We start from the raw sequence: 20,670 nt of genomic DNA, 5'->3' as shown, positions 1-20,670 counted from the left end.
TTTGAAACTGCTCGGAATTATCCCGAGATACCAGAAAATTGCTGCTTGGGCTAGCTTGGGACAAACGAATTTGGAGGGGAAGCAATGCTGGACATTGCCATCATTTGGGACTGGATCGCCTTTGCGGTCCGCTGGCTGCATGTGATTACGGCGATGGCCTGGATCGGTTCGTCGTTCTATTTCGTTGCGCTGGACCTTGGGCTCAAGAAAGCTCCCGACCTGCCCAAGGGGGCACACGGCGAGGAATGGCAGGTCCACGGCGGCGGCTTCTATCACATCCGCAAGTTCCTGGTGGCGCCGGAAAACATGCCCGAGCACCTGGTCTGGTTCAAATGGGAAAGCTATTCCACGTGGCTGTCCGGCGCGGCCCTGCTGATGGTCGTCTACTGGGTCGGCGGCGAGCTTTACCTGATCGATCCGGCCAAGGCTGATCTTGCCCTCTGGCAGGGTGTGCTGATTTCCGCCGGGTCCCTGACCATCGGCTGGCTGGTGTATGACCGACTGTGCAAATCGAAGCTCGGGGAAAGCCCGACTCTGCTGATGCTGCTGCTGTTCGCGCTGCTGGTAGCCATGGGCTACGGCTATAACGAGATCTTCACCGGCCGGGCCACCATGCTGCATCTGGGCGCCTTCACGGCCACGATCATGACCGCGAACGTGTTCTTCATCATCATTCCCAACCAGAAGATCGTGGTGGCGGACCTGAAGGCCGGCCGGACACCCGATGCCAAATACGGCAAGATCGCCAAGCTGCGTTCCACCCACAACAACTATCTGACCCTGCCGGTCGTGTTCCTGATGCTGAGCAACCATTACCCGCTCGCCTTCGCCTCGCAATACAACTGGCTGATTGCCGCGCTGGTGTTCCTGATGGGTGTGACCATCCGGCACTATTTCAACACCAAGCACACGGGCGCTCCGGCGCCGACCTGGACATGGCTGGCAACGGCAATCCTGTTCGTCGCCATCATCCAGTTGTCCATGGCACCACTCCAGCAGGACACCTGGGAAGCCTCGGATGCCCGCCCGCTGACGTCGACGGAACAGGTGTTTGCCAATGCGGAAGGCATTGACGATGTCATGAACATCATCCCCGGCCGCTGCGGCATGTGCCACGCCCGCGAACCTTTCTACGAGGGCATCCATTGGGCCCCCAAGGGCATGCTGCTGGAAACGAAGGCGGACGTGGTGCGGGCCGCCAAGCAGATCTACCTGCAGGCCGGTGTCACCAACGCCATGCCGCCTGCCAATGTCTCCTTCATGGAAGAGGGCGAGCGCAGGAAGATCATCGAATGGTACCGGAATGCGCGCGAGCAATTGCCCTTCGGAATGGCCGCAACCCATTGAAGCGCCCCCGCCATTCAGTCACACATCGCGCTCCTCCTTGCGGGGAGCGTTTTTGTCTGAGGCGGGCCGGTGCAGTCATGCGAAGCTGAGAATCGAAAACAGTGGCACAGCGCCCTGGCCTGTGCGTTCAGAGTTGCTCCGGAACTTCCGCCACAGGCAGCGTGACGAGAGCGATGCCGGGATCGTCCGGCGAGGTTCCGACCGAAAAGCCGAGCGACTGGCACATGGAGATCATCGATGTGTTTTCCTTCAGCACCTCCCCCTTGATCACCTCGATCCCGTCCACCTTCGCATAGCGGATGAGCAGCTTCATCAAGGTCCAGCCAAGTCCCTGGCCCTTCAGGTCCGAGCGGACCATGACCGCATATTCGCCGGTCTGGTGATCCGGGTCCGCATGCAGCCGGACGACGCCGAGCAGGCTGCCGTCCTTCGGCTCAACGGCTGCGAAGGCGATTGCGCGGGCATAATCGAGCTGGGTCAGCCGCGCCAGGAACCGGTGACTGAAATCGCGCACGGGCGCAAAGAAGCGCAGGCGCAGATCCTCCGGTGTCTGCTGCTCGAAAAACGTCTTGAACAGGTCCTCGTCTTCCGGGCGCACCGGCCGGATGAAAATATCGCGTCCATCCTTCAGTTTGACGTTCTGTTCCCATTCCTGCGGATAGGGCGCAATGGCAAGGCGGGAGCTTCCGGCGCGGCCCGGCCGCTTTTCCGGGTGGCACAAGGTCATGCGGGCATCAAGGCCGATGAGACCGCTCGGCAGGGCAACCAGCGGGTTGATGTCGAGCTCCTGTATTTCCGGAATGTCGACGGTGATCTGGGAGAGTTTCACAAGCGCTTCGGCAAGTGCGGCCTTGTCCAGAGCCGGGCGCGCCGGCCCGCCGTCCAGAAGCCTGGCGATCCTCGTTCGGGCAATCAGCGCCTCGGCAAGGTTGAGATCAAGCGGCGGCAGCTCCAGCGCGATGTCCTCGCTTTCCTCGATGGCGGTGCCGCCATGTCCGAACACCAGCACCGGTCCGAAGTCCTGTGTTTCGGCAACGCCCATATAAAGTTCCAGCCCGTGCCGGTCTTCCAGCATCGGATGGATGGAGATCCCGTCGATCCTTGCGTCCGGATAATCCCGCCGGGTTTTTGCGATCAGCTCCTGAGCGGCTTTCTGCACGGCGTCAGGACTTTCCAGACCAAGCCGGACACCGTCGATCCGTGACTTGAACGGCAGGTCAGGCGAGATAAGTTTGGCAACACAATGGGCCGACGTCTTGAAGAAGGGTTCCGAAAGGTTTCCGGCTTCTTCGGGTGTTGAAGCCATGGCGGTCGCCATGATCGGCAGATCATAGGCTTCCAGAACCGCGACAACCTCCGGCGGGTTGAGCCAGGTGCGGTCTTCCTGAAGGGCGGCAGCGACGATGCTGCGCGCCCGCGCGACGTCTGGTGAGAATGTGCTCGGCAGGCTGGCCGGGGCCGCCATCAGGAATTCGCGTGCCTGTGCATCGTGGGCCAGATGCATCAGGCTGCGGGCGGCTTCCGCCGGGCTGGCGTAATTTGGAATCCGGGCCTCGGAAAGCGCGGCCCGTGTCGTGCCGTCGCCGCCGATAAGGCCGGCCACAAGCGCCTTGCGCCGCCCCGTGCGGCGCCGGTCGAGGGCGGCAGCATCCGCAATTGCTTTTGCGATAGCGGACAAGGGCTGAAAGGCGCTGGCGGCCTGAAGCACGACGGCGCCATCCACACTCGGGTCTTTCAGCACGGTGCTGATCGCCTCGGTGATCTGTTCCGGCGTGACGTTCTCCTTCAGGATCACCGAGCCGCCGGCCGCGGGTGTGACCGACAGACCGGCGTAGTTGCGGCTGGTGTCCGCAAGGGCTGCCCGCGTGTCCGGGCCAAGCTCGGCGAAAGAGCCCCCCAGATCCATAAGCCTGTCGACGGCAAGGCTGGCAAGGCTCCGTCCGTTCGCGATGACAGCAAGCTTGTTGCATTGGGGAACACGGACGTGGGAGAGGGTTTCCAGCGCCTCGAACATCTCGTCGAGATCGTGCACGCGCAACAGCCCGGTTCGGCGAAAGACGGTCTCGTAAACCCGGTCGGTGCGGGCAAGGCGTCCGGCGTGGGTGCGGCCCGTGCCGCCCGAATCCCGGCTCTTGCCCGAGCGGATCACGATCACCGGTTTGCTGCGTGCCGCTGCCCTGGCAGCGGAAATGAACTTGCGCGGAACCGCGATGCCTTCCAGGTGAAACACGATGGCACGGGTGTGGTAGTCCTGCGCGAAATAGTCGATCAGGTCGCTGATATCGACATCCATCCGCGCGCCAAGCGATACGACGGCGGAAAAACCGGTGCGATGGGTTTTCGCCCAGGAAAGCGTTGCGTTGAGAACCGCCCCGGAGCGGGAGAAAAACGCAACTTCTCCCTTCTCGGGACGCTCGGCGCTGAGGAGCGCATTGAGCCCAGTTGCCGGTACGGCAAGGCCGAGCGTGCCTGGCCCTATCATGCGCAAGTTAGTTGCCTGTGCAGCTTCGCGGCACTCCTGAAGCAGCTCTTCCGGCCAGGTTTCAAATCCGGGAGAGGGGATGAGCACAGCCTTGGTGCCACCTACTCCGAGAACCCGGATCGTCGCCGGCAGTTTTTCCGCCTTGGCGAGATAAATCGCCAGATCCGGCATCTTTTCCAGATCGTCCAGCCTGGCAGCCTTGCGGCCCTTGAAGGGAACATCCTCATCGATCCCGACAAGTGTTACGGGATGTCCGGCCTCTATGTCCTGAAGGCAGGAAACCAGTTTGCTGGTCAAGACCCCCGGATGCCGGCAGGGGCCGATAACGGCTATCGATCCTGGCGCAAAGAAACCGTCGAGGTTGCGAATGGTCATGAGATCGATCCCTTGAAAAACGATCGTAAGGAACGAGGGGTTTGAAACGAACCTAGGTCACGGGCCAGACTTTTCACGGGCCCACAGCCGGAAACAGCGGAAAGGATGCGCACGAGAGACATGCCATGTCCGCATCTTGAGCCGGTAACGGCTTGCTGTTTTTGCGGTCAAGAGCACTTGCGTACCGTTCCTGTCCTTTTGCGCCTTGTGCGCGGTCAAAAAAAGCCCGCGGACCGGAGTGTGTCAGGTTCGCGGGCTTTTTGCATCGCAAAATCTCAACGATTGCGGGTGTGCATATGCGTCAATGCGCCATCAGCACCGGCACGGTCATCGCTTCCAGGATTTCCCGGGTTGCTCCGCCGAACAGGAATTCACGCATACGGCTGTGGCCGTAACCGCCCATGACGACCAGGTCGTTGCTGTTGTCGGAGACATGGTTCAAAACGGTGTCGGCAATGCTTGCCTGCGGATTGCTGATCACCTCGATGGTGACATTCATGTTGTGGCGGGCCAGATAGTTGGCGACATCGGCACCGGGCTGGCCGGTTGCCTTGGTGGCCTTTTTCTCGACAACCAGAACGGTGATCTTGTCTGCCTTCTCCAGAACCGGAAGAGCCGCGTGGATGGCCCGGGTTGCTGTCGAACTGCCATCCCAACCGACCAGCACATTCTGCGGCTGGAAGGACTTGCTGCCGATATAGGGAACGAGCAGAACCGGGACGCCGCTTTCGAAAAGAACCGTCTCGATCAGGAGCTCACGCATGGGCTCCGGCTTGTCCGGATTGGCCTGGCCGATCACCACGAGGTCTGTCGGGCGGCAGTGCACCAGAACGTTTTCCAGCGGGCCGCCGGTCAGGATTTCCGCAAGCCGGCTTTCGTTCTTCACACCGGCAAGGCGCGCCAGCTCGTCGAACGCTTTCTTGGCCTCGGTCGCCGCGCCAACTGCCTGTTCGTGCGCTGCCTGCAGATAGTCAACCGGCATCGGTGCGGCAGCAAATGCAGGAACGACCGGCTCGAAAGACACTGCCAGTCCGGTGACATGGGCATCGTAGTTGCGGCCGAATTCGAGTGCGTATTTGGCGGCCGGCTGGTCACCTGCGAGATCCAGAACGGTCAAAATATCTTTGATAGGCATATATCCCTCCTGCAGCCGGTATCATCACATCGAACCAGCCTCGTCAAAAATCTATAGGCGTCAATGTGGTGTGTCCTTGACGCGCATCAATGTCGCAATGCACGCAGCCTGTGTCCAGCGGGTGGCGGCGACGAAAAAAATGCGCAATATGGAGCTATGTCGAAACGCTGGTTCTATCTGGCTTTGCCACCCCTGCTGCTCGTGGCGGCCGCATTTCTGCTGGTTCAGCTCTTCATGGAGTTGGACGAGGACAGCGTTGACAGGAAGGCAGCCGAACGGCTGACGCTCTACCGTCAGACGATTCTGGGAGAATACCAGAAGTACCGCTATCTGCCCTACATGATTGCCCGCGACCCGAGGGCAACATCCGCGCTCGGCCTCGGCCAGCCATCGGAAAGCGCCAATCGCTTCCTGCAGGAAATGGCTGAAAACTCGGGCGCTGAACTGCTCTACGTCATGAACACAGAGGGCACGACCCTGGCTGCCAGCAACTGGCAGGACGAGTTTTCGCTGGTTGGCCGCAATTACGGTTTCAGGCCCTACTTCACATCGGCCATTCAAGGTGAGGAGGGCCGGTTTTTCGCAATCGGTGCGACGTCACACGAGCCGGGCCTGTTCCTGGCCCGCCCGACACCGGTCAGCGGCAAACCGGTGGGCGTGGCAGTGGTCAAGGTGGATATGGGTCCCCTGGAAGAAGCCTGGGCGGAAGGCGGCGAGACCGTATTTGCATCCGATGCCAATGGGGTGATCTTTCTGTCCAGCCAGCCGGATTGGCGCTACCGGACGCTGACGGTTCTGCCGGAGGAAGTGCGCCAGATGATCGAGGCTACCCGTCAATATGCCGGACGGGAACTGTCTCCGATCAGCGACAAGCGGGATGAGGCGAAGCAGCAACTGGTCATCGGCGGCAAGGACTACAGGCACAATTCGGCGGAGGTCGGTCTGCTCGGCTGGACCCTGCATTTTCTGGTGCCGGTGGAAGAAACCCGCAAGAGCGTGCTGCCGATCTGGGCGGCAACCATCACGCTCTGTCTTGTCTACGCGGTTATCGTGCTGGTCTTGCGCGGCTGGCGTCTGCGCAAGGCTTCCGCGCTGTTGCGGCAGGAATCGGCCAGCCTGAAGGAACTGAACACCCGCCTGGTGGAGGAAATCCAGGAACGGCGGCGCGTTGAGAAAGAGCTTCTGGAAGCGCAGCGCGGCCTTGCCCGCTCCAGCCGCCTTGCAGCCGTTGGCGAGATGTCGGCAGCCGTCGTGCACGAGCTCAGTCAGCCACTGGCCGCCTTGCGCATGTTCGTTGCGGGCACGCGCAAGTTTCTGGAAAAGGGCGACACGGAAACCGCCTCGGAAAACCTCGACGAGATCGATTCCCTGCAGATGCGCATGGCCAGTCTCACGCAGGAACTGAAGCGCTTCGCCCGACCCGGTGAAAGCCGGATCGAGAAGATTGATCTCACCGAAAGCGTCCGGACTGCCGAAAAGATCGTTCGTCCCCGCTTCGAGGAAACGGGCTGCAGCCTGAAGCTGGACCTTCCGGCAGAGCCGCTGGAAGCGGAAACCGCACCGCTGAGGATCGAGCAGATCCTGGTCAACCTCTTGCGCAATGGCGCCGATGCGAGCGCAGGCGAAGAGGCCGGTGAAGTTCGGCTGCATGCGGGCCGGCAGGGGGCAGAGCTGGTGCTGGAGATATCCGACAACGGACCCGGCGTTCCGGAAGACCTGAAGGAGCGGATCTTCGACCCGTTCTTTTCCACCAAGACCAGCAGCGGCGGCATGGGGCTTGGCCTTGCCATATCCATGCGGCTTGCGGAGGACCTGGGAGGCAGTCTGTCGGTGAGATCGAACACCCCGAGGGGGGCGGTCTTCGAGTTGCGTCTGCCTGCGTTACCCAGTGAAAGGGCCAGCGAAACGGCGGGTGAGACGTCGTCCACCACCAGGAACGAACGGGAACCGGAAGCCGCAGAATGACCGACCTTTCCCAGAAAACTCCAGTTCTAATCGTCGACGATGACCCGTCCATGCGCGCGGCGCTACGGCAATGGATAACGCTTGCCGGGTTCGAAACGCGTGAAGTTGCGACGGTAGGACAGGCGCTTACCGGATTGTCCGCCGATTTCCGAGGCTGTGTGGTTTCGGACGTGATGCTGGACGGGGACGACGGGGTGTCGCTGCTCCGCAGGATCGGGGCGCTCGATGCGGATCTGCCGGTGGTGCTTATCACCGGCCATGGCGATGTGCCGATGGCCGTCGAGGCAATGCGGGCAGGGGCCTACGACTTTATCGAAAAACCGTTCGATCCCGATCACATTGCCGATGTGGTGCGCAGGGCCTGCGACCGACGGGCGCTGGTGCTGGAAAACCGTTCGCTGCGCGCACAGCTGCATCAAAGCGCCGGGCTGGAAAGCCGCCTGATCGGCACCAGTCCCGCCATGCAGGCGCTGCGCCAGCAGATCCTGCATTTCGCCGCAACCGATGCCTCCGTTCTGATCACCGGCGAAACCGGCACCGGCAAGGAAGTGATTGCCCAGGCCCTGCGTGATTTCAGCGCGCGCAAGGATGGGCCTTTCATGGCCATCAACGCTGCGGCCCTGCCGGAGGCCATGGTGGAGGCGGAACTGTTCGGCCATGAGGCGGGGGCCTTCACCGGTGCCGACAGGCAAAGGATTGGCCGCATCGAGGCGGCCAGCGGCGGTGTGCTGTTCCTGGACGAGATCGTCTCCATGCCACTGGCGCTGCAGCCGAAACTGCTCCGCGTTCTTCAGGAGAAAAAGGTGGATCGCATCGGCGGCACAAGACCCGTCGATGTCGACATCCGTCTCGTTAGCGCGGCCAACATAGACCCAAGGGAGGCGGTGCGTACCGGCCGATTGCGTGAAGACCTGCTCTTCCGGCTGAACACGATCGAACTGCGCGTACCGCCTTTGCGGGAGCGTGGCCGCGACGCGATCTTGCTGTTCGATACTTTCCTCAACCGCTTCGCCGCCCAATACGGGCTGGACGTCCCTGCGACCAGCGCCCGCGACGAGGCGTTCCTGCAAACCTATGGCTGGCCGGGCAACGTCCGGGAACTGCGCAATGCCGCGGAACGCTTCCTACTCAATGCCCCGGTCGCGCCGCGGCCGCTGGAAGAGCACGTGACCGGACAGCGGGAGACGGGCCCTGTTCCCGCCGGTGGAGGTCTGAAGGAGCTTATGGACGCCTATGAACGCAACCTGATCGAAGGCGCGCTCCGCCGACACGGCGGGCGGATGGCCGATGTGATGCAGGAACTCAACCTGCCGCGCCGCACCCTCAACGAAAAAATGACCCGCCTCGGCCTCAGCCGCGATCAGGCCAATGCCGAGAGCGTGGAGGGGTAGGCATTCCTCAGAGAATTAACCCGAGCGATGCTCAACATCCTGCCTCATCCGTCGAGACGGACTTGACGGTCCTCCTCAGGAGGAGGTTATCGGGAAATGAGATGGTGGTTTGAAGCTTGGCAAAGACAGAGGATCAAAAAAACTCCGCAAAACAACCCAACCGGCGAAAATCCGCCGAACGGATCGGGGCGTCGGCAAGATCTTGCCGAGCTGCACTGCAGCAAATCCGGCGCGGCGTGGAAAGAAACACCATTTCCTGCCGGAAAGTGTTGCCAGCAAGAACTGGCACGGGTCATGCTAGTGGATCATCGACTTGGCACGGGCTTGTGCGCGGAGGCGTGCAGGCCGAGCTGCCAGGGAAATGAGCAAACATCTTGGGAGGATTGCATGCTCTTTTCACTGAAGTCCGCAACCGCTGTATCCGCGGCTGCGCTGTCTCTGGTCTTTGCCACCGAAACCTTTGCCGCTGATGTCACCTGGAACGTGTCGCTCTGGGGCAAGCGCCGTGCGTTTACCGAGCATGTCGAAAAGCTGGCTGAAGAAGTGGCCGCGAAGACGGACGGCAAGTTCGAAATCAAGCTTCAATACGGCGAAGCCTTGTCGAAGTCGCGCGAGAACCTCGACGGCATTTCCTTTGGCGCGTTTGAAATGGCACAGATCTGTGCTTCCTATCACCCGGACAAGAACCCGAGCCTGACGGTGCTGGAACTGCCGTTCCTGGGCGTGAAGGACCTTGATCAGGAGATCAAGGTTTCTATGAAGCTGTATGAGCATCCTGCGGTCAAGGAAGACCTGGCCCGCTGGAACGCCCAGGCCCTGATGCCTTCGCCGATGCCGCAGTACAACTTCGCCGGCAAGGGCGATGTGCCCGACTCGATTTCCGACTTCAACGGCATGCGCGTGCGTGCTCTGGGCGGTATCGGTCAGCTGATGGAAGCTGTCGGCGCGGTGCCGACGTCCGTGACCGCTTCTGAAACCTATCAGGCAATCGATTCCGGCACGGTGGCAGCTGCCAGCTTCGCGCCGCATGCGCATCTGTCGTTCAAGGTGGTGGAAGTCGCCAACTGGTGGACCAAGAACCTGAACCCGGGAACCGTGCAGTGCCCGGTGATCGTAAACATCGACGCCTACAATGCCCTGCCGGACGACTTCAAGGCCGCTCTGGACAGCTCCGTCGAGCCGGCACTGGCCCATTACCTGGAGACCTATGACAAGGTCTACCAAAAGTGGTGGCCGGAACTGGAAAGCCGCGGTGTGACCCAGATCGAGTTCTCCGATGCCGAACTGGCCGCCTTTGCCGAAAAAGCCGGCCCGATCCAGGCCGCCTGGGTGGAAGAGCAGTCCGCCAACGGTCTGCCTGCGCAGGAAATCCTGGACATGGTCAAGTCAACCCTCGCGGAATAAGCCCGGCCAGCCTGGACTGATTCACACTCTTCCCGGCGCAGTCTGCGCCGGGAAGCCAATGCTCGGGGCTTAACTCATGAACACAATCGATCCCGGAGGACGTTCCGTCTCGGAGCGCCCGGTCACTTATATCCGTTTTGACGGCTGGCTCGCGCACGTCGAGAATGCCTTCAACCTTTTCGCTGCCGGCTCCATCCTGGCCTTGATGCTGCTGGCCGTGGTTCAGGTCATCGGGCGCCTGGTCTTCAACTCCCCGGTGCCCGGCTTCATCGACATCACCGAACAGGCCATGGCCATCTTCGCCTTTGCCGGTATCGCCTATTGCCAACGCGTTGGCGGCCATATCCGCATGGAAATCGTGCTCGGCAAGTTAAGCGGCCGGACGCTTTACATCTGCGAAATGCTCGGTGTCATCCTGATCGCCTTGACGGTCGCCCTCCTGGTCTGGGGCTCCTGGTACCATTTCGACAGGTCCTGGGCCATCGGCGACAGCACCATGGACATTCGCCTGCCAACCTGGCCATCCAAGCTGATGGTGCCGGTTGCGCTCAGCCTCCTGTTCCTGCGTCTGTGCATGCAGATCTACGGATACGCCCGTCTCGTGGCCGATCCGACGCGGGAGGCCTTCTGTGTTCCGATGATCGAGGGTGTCGAAGAACACGCCAAACACGAGATCGAAGAAGCTTTTGGCGATGACGTTGAAGAAGGAGGTGCGCGATGACGACGCCGTTTGAAGTTGGCCTCCTGATGACCGGCGTTCTGCTGGTGCTCGTCATTCTGGGTGTTCGTGTGGCCTTTGCCGCGGCCTTTACGGGCCTGGTTGGCCTGATCATTCTGTTCTCGCTGAAGATGGGCTTTTCGAAAGGCTTTTTCGTCGCCTTGCAGATGGCAGGCACGATCCCCCATTCCAAGTCGGTTACCTATGCCTTGTCGGTGCTGCCGACATTCATTCTGATCGGCTTTCTTGCTTTCTATGCCGGCTTTACCAAACAGCTATTCGAAGCGGCAAAACGCTGGCTCGGCTGGCTGCCGGGCGGAATGGCCGTCGGTACCGTGTTCTCCACTGCCGGGTTCGCTGCCGTCTCCGGGGCATCGGTGGCAACGGCTGCGGTCTTTGCGCGGGTTGCCATTCCCGAAATGCTTGCAGCCGGTTATTCCAAGCGCCTGTCGGCTGCGGTCGTTGCCGCAGGCGGCACGCTTGCCTCGCTCATTCCACCGTCAGCGATCCTCGTGATCTACGCAATTCTGGTGGAGCAGTCTGTCGGCAAGCTCCTGATTGCCGGGTTCCTGCCAGGCGTCTTTTCCGCGCTGATCTATGTCGGCATCATTGTCGGTGTATCCGCCTGGCGGGGAGACGCACCGCCTGTCGGCGGCTTCACCTGGAAAGAGCGTTTCGAAAGCGTGCCGGGCACCTTGCCGATCATCGCTGTCGTCGCGATCATCTTCTGCTCGTTCTTCTTCGGTCTGGCCACCCCGACCGAAGCCGGTTCGCTCGGCGCCTTCGTGGTGCTGATCGTTGCCTTCATGAAGGGCATGCGCACCAAGCAGCTTGGTCAGGCCTTGCATGAAACCGCGAAACTGACGGTGATGATCTTCACCCTGATCTGGGGCGTGCTTGTCTACGTGCGCTTCCTGGGCTTTGCCGGCCTGCCGGACGCCTTCAAGGACTTCATCGTCGCGCTGGACTATTCCCCCTGGGTGGTGATGGTCTGCATTCTCCTGGCCTATGCCGTGCTCGGCATGTTCATGGATGCGATCGGCATGCTCATTCTGACGCTGCCGGTGGTCTATCCCGCCGTGATGGCGCTGAACGGTGGCGAGGGGGTTTCAGCGGCAGACAGTGCCTTCGGCATGTCGGGTGAGGCCTGCTCGATCTGGTTCGGCATTCTGGTGGTGAAGATGGCGGAGCTCTGTCTGATCACACCACCCATCGGCTTGAACTGCTTTGTGGTTTCGGGTGTGCGTCCGGATATTCCGGTGCAGGAAGTCTTCCGGGGCTGCGTCCCGTTCTTCGTCGCCGACGTGCTGACCATCGCGGGACTGCTGGCCTTTCCGTCGATCATCACTATCCTGCCCGAACTGATGGCCTGACGGGAAAGCTAAGAGCAAGAAAACAAAACGCCGCCGGAATTTCTTTCCGGCGGCGTTTTTTGTCGCAGACCGGGGAAATGCCCCGGGTTCGGGTTAATCGAAGATGTGAGCCTGGCTTTGCGGCGTATCGAAACGGTTCGACCCCCGGGTGCCCGCAAAGAACATATTGGCGAACCCCTGGACGAGAGCGAAGAAACTGCCGACGATCGGAATGAACCAGACAAGCAGCCAGTAGCCCGATACGTCCCTGTCGTGAAAACGGCGAACCTGTACGGCAAGGTTCGAAACGAAAAACGGCAGGATCAGCAGCCACATGGTCAGCCCGCTGCCGCTTGCAAGAAGTTCATCCGAATTTGCGTAATTCTGCAGCTCGTCCTGGATCGCCGTTAAGTAGGCGAAGAGGACAGCCATCATCATGACCAGGTTGAAGGTGCCGATCCCCCAATAACCGAGGCGGCCAGTGCGGCCTTTGAAGCTGAAAAACAGCCCAAGGCATTGCATCACCGCGTCTATGAGGGAGCCGCCGCTGTCGCCGGCCACCTGAACGGCTGCGCCGCCTGCGCGAGCATAGGCACCGGCAGTCGCAGCATAACCATCGTTGCTCGAATAGCTGCTCTGGCTCGGCCCCCACTGGGTCGGGCCTTCCTGGTTCAATCCACGTCTTCCAAACTGCTTGCGCTGTACCGGCATCAGTATCCCCCGCCAGGAAATGTCTTGTCAGAACGGAGGTAACGCTACGCAAGTCAACTTAACATTGACGTAAGGGATGTGGTTAAATCTTGGTGAAATTGCGGAGGGTTTTTTGGTCGATCAGAACAGGTTGCCCTGGTTGGTTGCCGGGCCCTTGCCGGACGGCTGCTTTTTTGCTTTGGCAGGTTTCGGGCCGGCACTGTCGCTGAGCGCGACTGCATCGACCGTGCCGTCCGCCAGTTCGATGGCGAGGGCTGCGCCAGAGGCAACCGCCGCAGCCGAGCGCACTGGTTGGCCGCTGTCGTCGCGCACCACGGCATACCCGCGCGCAAGCACATCCTTGTAGGAAAGCGACTTCAGCAGCTTCTGCAATCCGTCGAGGCGTGCCTTTTCCTGCGACAGGCGGGCAAGATAGGCCCGCTCGAGCCTCTCACCCAGGCCAGACAGTCGTTCGGTACCGAGCGTTGTCTGCTGGGCCAGGCGGGACGGTGTCAGCCGTACGGCGAGTGCTTCGAAAGCGTGGCGCTTCTGCGTAACGGCCACTTGCAGCGCGCGTTGCTTGCGCTCGCTTGCCTGGACCAGATCCTGTCGTGCCTTGGTCGTCAGGCGGGACAGGAGCAGAGGGGACAGGCGCCCGGCGAAGTTCTGATAGTGGGTCCGGTGGGTTCGGGTGCTGACGATCAGGGCCCGTTCCAGGCTGCTGGCCAGCGTGTCGAATTTCTGGCGTGGCAGGGCCAGGAGATCCTGCGGCGCGGGCAGGGCGGCGCTGGCTGCGCGCAGCTCGGTGCGCCGCGTGGTCACGAACCGTACCAGGCCGGAGTTGAGCCTGCGGGACCGATCGTCGACCATGGCCATCAGTTCGGCCTTCACCGGCACGGCAAATTCCGCCGCACCTGTCGGTGTCGGAGCACGCAGGTCGGCGGCAAGGTCGATCAGCGTCCAGTCGGTCTCGTGTCCGACGGCCGAAATCAGCGGGATCTGGCTGTCGGAAGCCGCGCGGACGACCGCTTCCTCGTTGAACCCCCAAAGGTCTTCAATGCTGCCGCCGCCGCGGGCGACAATCAGGACATCCGGGCGCGGGATCGGGCCGCCTGGCTGGAGGGCGTTGAAACCGCGAATGCCGTTGGCAACTTCCGCGCCCGAGGTTTCGCCCTGAACGCGGACCGGCCAGACCAGAACATGCAGCGGAAAGCGGTCGGTGATCCGGTGCAGAATGTCGCGGATGACAGCCCCGGTCGGCGAGGTGACCACGCCGATGACCCTTGGCAGGGGCGGCAGCGGCCGTTTGCGTTCTTCGGCAAACAGGCCTTCCGCGGCCAGTTTCTTCTTGCGCTCTTCCAGCAGCGCCATCAGCGCACCAGCACCGGCCGGCTCAAGGGAGTCGATCACCATCTGGTACTTCGACTGACCCGGGAACGTTGTGATCTTGCCGGTGGCGATCACCTCCAGCCCCTGTTCGGGCTGGATCTTCAGCTTGGACGCGGACCCACGCCAGATCACGCCGGAAAGCACCGAGCGGTCATCCTTCAGGTCGAGATAGATATGACCGGACCCTGGTCGGGAGATCCGACCCAGTTCACCGCGCACGCGTACATAGCCGAATGCTTCCTCCATCGTTCGCTTGATGGAGAAGGAGATTTCGGAAACGGAGAATTCGGCGACGTTGGACTGGGTTTCGCTCAAGCAGATGATTCCTCTTCTGCCTCGAAAGTGGCCGTTCGGGCGAGGAGGGTCAAGGGCTAGCAGGGCTGCCGTTCCGCGCCGCTTTCATTGTCTGTGTGTAATCCGTCAGCTCCTTCAAGGTCGCCAAAACCGCCTCCTCGCCAAATGCCTCGACCAGTTGTTTGCGGGCCGGTGCGCCTGGATCATCGAGGTCATGGGAGAAAAGAAGGTCGATGCCCTTTGCTCTGAGGTTCTTTCGCAACGTCTTGAGGGTTTCGAGAGCTGTGAAGTCGATGTCGTCGACACAGGAAAAGTCGATGCAGAAAAAGCGAAGCTCTTGGTCTTCCCGATCCGTCAATGCGCGGATTTCTTCCGCCATTCTTTCCGCGTTGGCGTAATACATGGAATGGCTGAAACGGTAGACCATCAGCCCGTCAGCGGCTGGTTCCCGCGATGAAAGCGGCTTGGCCTGCCAGTCTCCGGACGGTTCGCGGACAAGCAGGATGTTGACCGGATGATAGCCGTGCCGGGTGTGAACGATCAAAGACAGGACGATTGCCAGTACAATCCCAGGTCCAACGCCTGCAACCACGACAACGGCGATGGTGACAACAGACACCCAGAATTCGGGTCGCCGTGTCCGGTAGATCTTGCGGAGACCCTTCAGATCGATCAACTCGATCCCGATCAGAAACACCAGCGCGGAAAGGGCCGCTTCGGGAAGATCGGCCAGGAGTTCGGTGAAGAACAACAGTACCAGCAGCACGACAGCCACGGTGACCAGCATGGATAGCTGCGTTCGCCCGCCGGCGCTGTCCACGATCTGGCTTTTGGTCGGGCTGCCGTTGACGACGAAGGTGCCGGTCAGTCCCGCACCGAGATTGGCGAGCCCAAGCGCCCTCAGGTCAACGCTTTCCGCCAACTGTTCGCCATATCGGGCAGCATAAGCGCGTGCAGTTGCCGCGCTCTGCGCCAGGATCACCACGAGCATGGCCAGAGCGGTTGGACCGAGTTGCCAGACGAGGGCGAACGACCAGTCAAGCGCAGGAAGTGCCAGCGACGGCAATCCGCCCGGCACGCTGCCCACCACGGCGATCGTATCCTTCAACGACAGCTGCGCACTGGCGACCGTCGCCAAACCGAGTGCGACTATTGCCCCGGGAAAAGTGGTTGAAACCCGCTTCAATCCGACAATGATCGCCACAACGGCGGCGGAAACGGTCAAGGCTGTGAGATTGAGATTTTTGAGAAGCGGTATCAGTTCGACGGCGTTTTCTATGCTGTTTGACTGAGGCAGATGCAGGCCGCTCATTCCGCCAAGCGAATGCAGCGAAACCTGAATGCCGACGCCGGACAGAAAACCGGTCAGAACGGTACGGGACAGAAAATCCGCCATGAAGGCGATTTTTGTGACGCTGGCCACAAGCAGCAATCCGCCGACCATCAGCGCAAGCAGACCGGCGAGTGCGACATAATCGGCAGACCCTGCGGCGGCGAGGCCGGCAAGGCTCGTTGCAAGAATGGCCGCGGTCGCCGAATCGGCTCCGACCACGAGATGCCGGGATGAGCCGAACAGCGCAAACAACGCCATCGGTACCAGAAGCGTTGTCAGCCCCGTGATCACTGGTGTGCCTGAAATCTTGGTGTAGCCCATCACTTCCGGGATCGCGATTGCCGCCAGTGTCAGCCCGGCCAGCACTTCGGGCAGGATCTGCGGGGGCTTGAGAGGCAAGACCCCGGCAAGGCACCAGGGTTTCGGGACAAGAGTGGACAAGACGGTTATCCGGGTATGTTGGGCGGGTTGCAGGCTTTGCGGTTGCTGCCGGCAGGATCAAGGGTAAGGAAAAATTCGATGAAGGGTAAGATGTCCCCCGAGAATCGAATAGGCTGTGGATGCTTCCGTAGCCGCCCGAACCGCCTTGAAACCCTCACAATCGAACGCATACCTAAGCACCATGGCCAAATACGAGTTCAACATGCAACGACTGTTCTTGCGACACATTCTTGCCGATGGCGCGCGCATAGAAGCGGACCGCAGCCAGGCAAACTATCTCCTGAATGTTCTGCGCCTGAAGGATGGCGACTATGTACTTGCCTTCAATGGCACCGACGGTGAATGGCTGGCGAAGATCATCAGCAACGGCCGGCGCGATTGCACCTTGCAGCTTATGGAACGCACCCGCGAGCAAACGTCCGCAAATGACCTGATGTATATGTTTGCTCCGCTCAAACATGCCCGGCTCGACTATATGGTGCAAAAGGCCGTGGAGATGGGTGCAGGCAGCCTGAAGCCGGTGCTGACTCAGCACACCCAGGCCAGCCGGATCAACCTGGAGCGCATGGAAGCAAATGTGATCGAGGCCGCCGAGCAATGCGGTGTGCTGGCGGTGCCCGAAGTGCTTGCGCCCCAGCCGCTGTCCGATGTGCTTTCGGTCTGGGCTGAAGCACAGCCTGGACGCCGGCTGCTGTTCTGCGACGAGGCGGAAGGGACCAACAACCCGCTCCTGAGCCTGGCGCAGATGAAGGAAAACGGCCCGCAACCGCTGGCGATCCTGATTGGTCCGGAAGGCGGCTTTTCCGAAGAGGAACGCGCGCTCCTGCGCAGTCTGGATTTCGTCACCCCAATTCCCCTCGGACCGCGTATCCTGCGAGCCGACACGGCTGCGGTGGCGGCCCTGGCCGTTCTTCAGGCAACGGTCGGTGACTGGAGATAGGTGAATGCCGCGGGACGTCCTGACAAACGGGAAGCCAGGCAGCGGAAACGTTGAGGCAGCCCGTGATGTTGGAGACGCGGAGAGTTCCGCTTAGCCTGCGCAAAAGCACAGGCGCTTCCGTCTGCCGGTCGGCGTGGCTCTCGGGCTGGTGTTTTCCATGCTGCTGGTTGTCATCTGCGGCATCATCCAGTTGCGCGGCCGCACGGAACCGTTATCCGTCTTCAGGATTGCGTGACGGAAAACTCCCTAACTGGCGGTGTCGGGTCGCCAGGCCGGGCCGTCGCTCAGGTTGATCGCTCGCTATCAAAGACACGTTTCGGCGTAGCCAAAGGCGCAAGACCTTGCAGTTGGGCCTTCGTCTCGCAGTCGTTTGCCAGTGGTGGCGCACAGCGTCAGACGTGCCGGAGACGCCTTTTCGAATGAACGCGTGCACTCGTTAAGTCACCTGGTACGAGCACCGTGCGATCTTCGGTGTCGTTTCCTTGCTTGCATTATTGTTTCAAGAAACCTAAATCACCGAGGCTCAAAAGCGTTCCAACTGGAACGCGCCGGATCACTGCGGTTTGTAGGGGGCAGCCTGACGGGCCGCGCAGTTTTTAGGACGCTTTCATGGCCCGCGATACGGTCGACTCAACTCCGATTGAAACGGTAGCGGACCTTGCCGCGACGCTCGAAGAAGGCTGTAAGCCGGAAGAGAAGTTTCTCATCGGCACCGAGCACGAAAAATTCGGCTTCTGCCTGAACGAACTCACGCCGATCCCCTATGAAGGCGAAAAGGGTGTCGAGGCCATCCTGACTGGCATGGAAAAGCTGATCCACTGGGAGCGGATCGAGGACGCGGGCAAGATCATTGGCCTTGCGGACGACCGCGGCGGCGGCGCCATTTCCATCGAGCCGGGCGGCCAGTTCGAACTTTCAGGAGCGCCGCTCGACAACCTGCACCTGACCTGCCGCGAAGCCAACCAGCATCTTGCCGATGTGCGCCGCGTTGCCGAACCGCTCGGCATCGGCTTCCTCGGCATCGGCATGGCTCCGACCTGGGCGCGCGCCGACATGCCGCGTATGCCGAAATCCCGTTACGACATCATGACCAACTACATGCCGAAGGTCGGCTCGCTTGGTCTCGACATGATGTACCGGACCTCCACCATTCAGGTGAATCTCGATTTCTCCTCCGAAGCGGATATGGCCCTGAAGATGCGTGTCGGTCTGGCTCTGCAGCCGATCGCGACCGCCATTTTCGCCAATTCGCCCTTTACAGAAGGCAAGCCCAACGGCTTCAAATCCTTCCGCGCCCAGATCTGGACCGACACCGACCACGATCGGACCGGCGACATGCCCTTTGCTTTCGAGGAAAGCTTCGGCTTCGAGCGTTATGTCGAATGGGCAATCGATGTGCCGATGTATTTCGTCAAGCGCGGCGCGACCTACTACGACGTCACCGGCACCACCTTCCGCCAGTTCATGAACGGTGCGCTGGAGGGCAAGGTGCCGGATGCAACGCCCAATATCGGCGACTGGAACAACCACCTGTCCACACTTTTCCCGGACGTGCGGCTGAAGAAATACATCGAGATGCGCGGTGCTGACGGTGGCCCGTGGCGGCGCATCTGCGCTCTGCCGGCGCTCTGGGTCGGCCTGCTTTACGACAAGGGTGTACTGGATCAGGCCTGGGAGCTGGTCAAGGACTGGACCCAGGAAGAACGCGCGGCTCTTCGGGCAGGCGTTCCGAAAACTGCGCTGCAGACGCCATTCCGGTCCGGCACGGTTCTGGACGTTGCAAAACAGGTGCTTGCCCTGTCGCAGGAAGGCCTCAAGCGCCGCAAACGCCTGAGCGATGGCGATCTGGACGAGCGTGTTCATCTGGCGCCGATCGAGGAAGGTCTTGCTTCGGGCATGTGCCCGGCCGACGTCCTGTTGCAGCGGTATCACGGCTCCTGGAAGGGCGATATCAGCCAGGTCTTCCGCGATTACGCCTACTGAGCAAGGCCCGCCCGCCGCAGTGTGTTGCGGGCGGCAGATACGATCCGCAAAAGGCCTGAATTGACCTGAGGCCCGCGAAGCGTCACTCTGTCAGTGATCGGTCTTTTTTCTCAAGGCCTTGCAACAGCGTGAGCGGAGCGACGCAATGACTGGCAGCGAGACGGTAGCCCCTCCCTTCGACATCTTTTCCCTGTCGGAAGATGTGCGCAACCGTTTCGGCTGGTCGAATGACGACCTCAGCCGCGTGATGGAGCAGCTCTTGCCTGCCGCGCTGAACGGCTTCCGCTACTTCGGTAGCACGGTGCCGGGCTTTTCAGAGTTTCTGGGGCAGACATCGCCGCTCGGGTCGACAACGCAAAACCCTTTCGCCGGTTATGCAGGCCTGTTCCAGAGCCCGTCCGATGAGGCGCTCACACCGTTTTTTGGCCCCGAAGCCGTACAAAAGGCGCTTGCGAGCCAGATTTCCGCCTACACGGGGCTGCAGCGCGATGCCATTCAGGAAATGATGCCGGTGGCGGCAACGCTTGCCATGGGACAGATTGCCAGGCCCTTCGTCCATGGCGAAGCCCGTAACCTGCTCGACGCCTATCTGCGCGGCTTTGCCAGAGGCCGGCCGAAACCGCAGCCGACACCTGTCGACTATCTGCAGGGCTATGCCGAGGCAATGCAGTCCTTCTGGGGGGCGTTTCTGCAGCCGGCCAGTATCGTCACGAAGTCCCAGCCACCGGAACCTGACCCCGAGCCGCTGGAAGAAGATTTGCCCCCGGAAGACGAGCCGGATGCCCCCGAAGCCGGTGCATCCGAAGCCACCGCTTCGGAATTTGAGGAAATGGTGTCCAGCTGGATGTCCGCCGGGCGCGACTTCCAGTCCAGCCAGTTCAGAGCCTTCGACAGTTTCTTCGAAAAGGCTGCCAAGGACTTCCGGGGCGCCTAGAGCCTTCCACGAAACCAGGCCCGAAAGATCCTTGTCTGCAAAAAAAAGACCCGCCGTGAGGCGGGTCAGGTTCGTCAGCAAGGCTTGCCGACAGGGGCTGCAAATTAGGGGAAGTCAGCGAAAGGGTCAGGCCGCCAGTTGGCGGGTCTTGCTTTCGGTCACGAGGGTCATCACCGGCTTGTCCTGCGCCGAATTGGCGGCGCTGTAGCCGATGGTCTCGCGGAGCGCTGAGGATCCGTTCACCAGAGATGTCGGATCGGTATAGAACGGCAGGGCCAGTGCGCGTCGAACGTCGCTCCGGGTCAGGCCGATATCCTTGAGCTGCTCATCTGACCAGTCAGTCAGTTCCGCGAACTGACGACGGTTGTTGAATACGCGCCATGCACGGGCAACCATCTGCCCGAAGAGAGCGAAGAACGGGGTGCTTGCTGCATGTGACATGACAAAAGTCTCCTGTTGGCGGACGGAGGAATTCCGACTGCCTGTTCCCGGCCAGA

Annotated in this window: 15 protein-coding genes; 9 read left to right on the top strand and 6 right to left on the bottom strand. The window is 61.1% G+C overall.

What is annotated here, in order from left to right; all coding sequences use genetic code 11:
- Positions 1–84: 84 nt before the first annotated feature.
- A complete protein-coding gene (locus V1T76_RS03090; protein WP_330559140.1) occupies positions 85–1,347 on the top strand; it encodes a urate hydroxylase PuuD in 1,263 nt (420 codons plus the stop codon).
- Positions 1,348–1,474: 127 nt separating this feature from the next.
- Here V1T76_RS03090 and V1T76_RS03085 read toward each other — a convergent pair whose 3' ends face one another.
- Both V1T76_RS03085 and V1T76_RS03080 read right to left on the bottom strand, forming a co-directional pair.
- Positions 1,475–4,204, bottom strand: coding sequence for a bifunctional acetate--CoA ligase family protein/GNAT family N-acetyltransferase (locus V1T76_RS03085; RefSeq protein WP_330559139.1), 2,730 nt, complete (start codon positions 4,202–4,204; stop codon positions 1,475–1,477).
- Positions 4,205–4,505: 301 nt separating this feature from the next.
- Positions 4,506–5,339 carry a universal stress protein gene (locus V1T76_RS03080; protein ID WP_330559138.1) on the bottom strand — a complete coding sequence of 278 codons (834 nt, stop codon included), beginning with the start codon at positions 5,337–5,339 and terminating at the stop codon, positions 4,506–4,508.
- Positions 5,340–5,495: 156 nt separating this feature from the next.
- Here V1T76_RS03080 and V1T76_RS03075 point away from each other — a divergent pair, with 156 nt between their 5' ends.
- From V1T76_RS03075 to V1T76_RS03055, 5 genes are all read left to right on the top strand, one after another.
- Positions 5,496–7,304: a sensor histidine kinase gene (locus V1T76_RS03075; protein WP_330559137.1), complete on the top strand. Its 1,809-nt coding sequence runs from the start codon at positions 5,496–5,498 to the stop codon at positions 7,302–7,304.
- Entirely contained in the window at positions 7,301–8,695 is a 1,395-nt protein-coding gene (locus tag V1T76_RS03070; protein WP_330559136.1) for a sigma-54-dependent transcriptional regulator, read from the top strand. Before V1T76_RS03075 ends, V1T76_RS03070 begins: the two co-directional genes overlap by 4 nt.
- 387 nt (positions 8,696–9,082) lie before the next feature.
- Positions 9,083–10,099 carry a C4-dicarboxylate TRAP transporter substrate-binding protein gene (locus tag V1T76_RS03065; RefSeq protein ID WP_330559135.1) on the top strand — a complete coding sequence of 339 codons (1,017 nt, stop codon included), beginning with the start codon at positions 9,083–9,085 and terminating at the stop codon, positions 10,097–10,099.
- A gap of 76 nt (positions 10,100–10,175) precedes the next feature.
- A complete protein-coding gene (locus V1T76_RS03060) occupies positions 10,176–10,820 on the top strand; it encodes a TRAP transporter small permease subunit (protein ID WP_330559134.1) in 645 nt (214 codons plus the stop codon).
- Complete coding sequence (locus V1T76_RS03055; RefSeq protein WP_006935570.1) at positions 10,817–12,190, top strand: TRAP transporter large permease; 1,374 nt, start codon at positions 10,817–10,819, stop codon at positions 12,188–12,190. The genes V1T76_RS03060 and V1T76_RS03055 overlap by 4 nt, the downstream gene beginning before the upstream one ends.
- Positions 12,191–12,283: 93 nt before the next feature.
- On the opposite strand, the gene V1T76_RS03050 is transcribed toward V1T76_RS03055, so the two are convergent.
- The 3 genes from V1T76_RS03050 to V1T76_RS03040 all read right to left on the bottom strand — a co-directional run bounded on the left by V1T76_RS03050 (position 12,284) and on the right by V1T76_RS03040 (position 16,316).
- On the bottom strand, positions 12,284–12,880 hold the full coding sequence (locus V1T76_RS03050; protein ID WP_330559133.1) for a DUF805 domain-containing protein: 597 nt from the start codon (positions 12,878–12,880) through the stop codon (positions 12,284–12,286).
- Between the two features lie 120 nt (positions 12,881–13,000).
- The gene (gene xseA / locus V1T76_RS03045; protein WP_330559132.1) at positions 13,001–14,563 is read right to left on the bottom strand and encodes an exodeoxyribonuclease VII large subunit; all 1,563 of its coding nucleotides are present in this window, start codon (positions 14,561–14,563) and stop codon (positions 13,001–13,003) included.
- A gap of 49 nt (positions 14,564–14,612) precedes the next feature.
- Entirely contained in the window at positions 14,613–16,316 is a 1,704-nt protein-coding gene (locus tag V1T76_RS03040; protein WP_330559131.1) for a SulP family inorganic anion transporter, read from the bottom strand.
- 181 nt (positions 16,317–16,497) lie between these two features.
- Here V1T76_RS03040 and V1T76_RS03035 point away from each other — a divergent pair, with 181 nt between their 5' ends.
- From V1T76_RS03035 to V1T76_RS03025, 3 genes are all read left to right on the top strand, one after another.
- Positions 16,498–17,256 (top strand): 16S rRNA (uracil(1498)-N(3))-methyltransferase, encoded by a 759-nt coding sequence (locus tag V1T76_RS03035; protein WP_330559130.1) that lies wholly within the window; start codon positions 16,498–16,500, stop codon positions 17,254–17,256.
- Positions 17,257–17,865: 609 nt separating this feature from the next.
- Complete coding sequence (locus V1T76_RS03030) at positions 17,866–19,239, top strand: glutamate--cysteine ligase (protein WP_330559129.1); 1,374 nt, start codon at positions 17,866–17,868, stop codon at positions 19,237–19,239.
- Positions 19,240–19,384: 145 nt separating this feature from the next.
- Complete coding sequence (locus tag V1T76_RS03025) at positions 19,385–20,173, top strand: DUF937 domain-containing protein (protein WP_330559128.1); 789 nt, start codon at positions 19,385–19,387, stop codon at positions 20,171–20,173.
- 126 nt (positions 20,174–20,299) lie between these two features.
- On the opposite strand, the gene V1T76_RS03020 is transcribed toward V1T76_RS03025, so the two are convergent.
- A complete protein-coding gene (locus V1T76_RS03020) occupies positions 20,300–20,614 on the bottom strand; it encodes a DUF1127 domain-containing protein (protein ID WP_330559127.1) in 315 nt (104 codons plus the stop codon).
- Positions 20,615–20,670: the final 56 nt, after the last annotated feature.

Source organism: Roseibium sp. FZY0029 (assembly GCF_036350355.1).
Classification (GTDB): Bacteria; Pseudomonadota; Alphaproteobacteria; order Rhizobiales; family Stappiaceae; genus Roseibium.
This window is presented reverse-complemented; position numbering and strand designations above follow the sequence as displayed.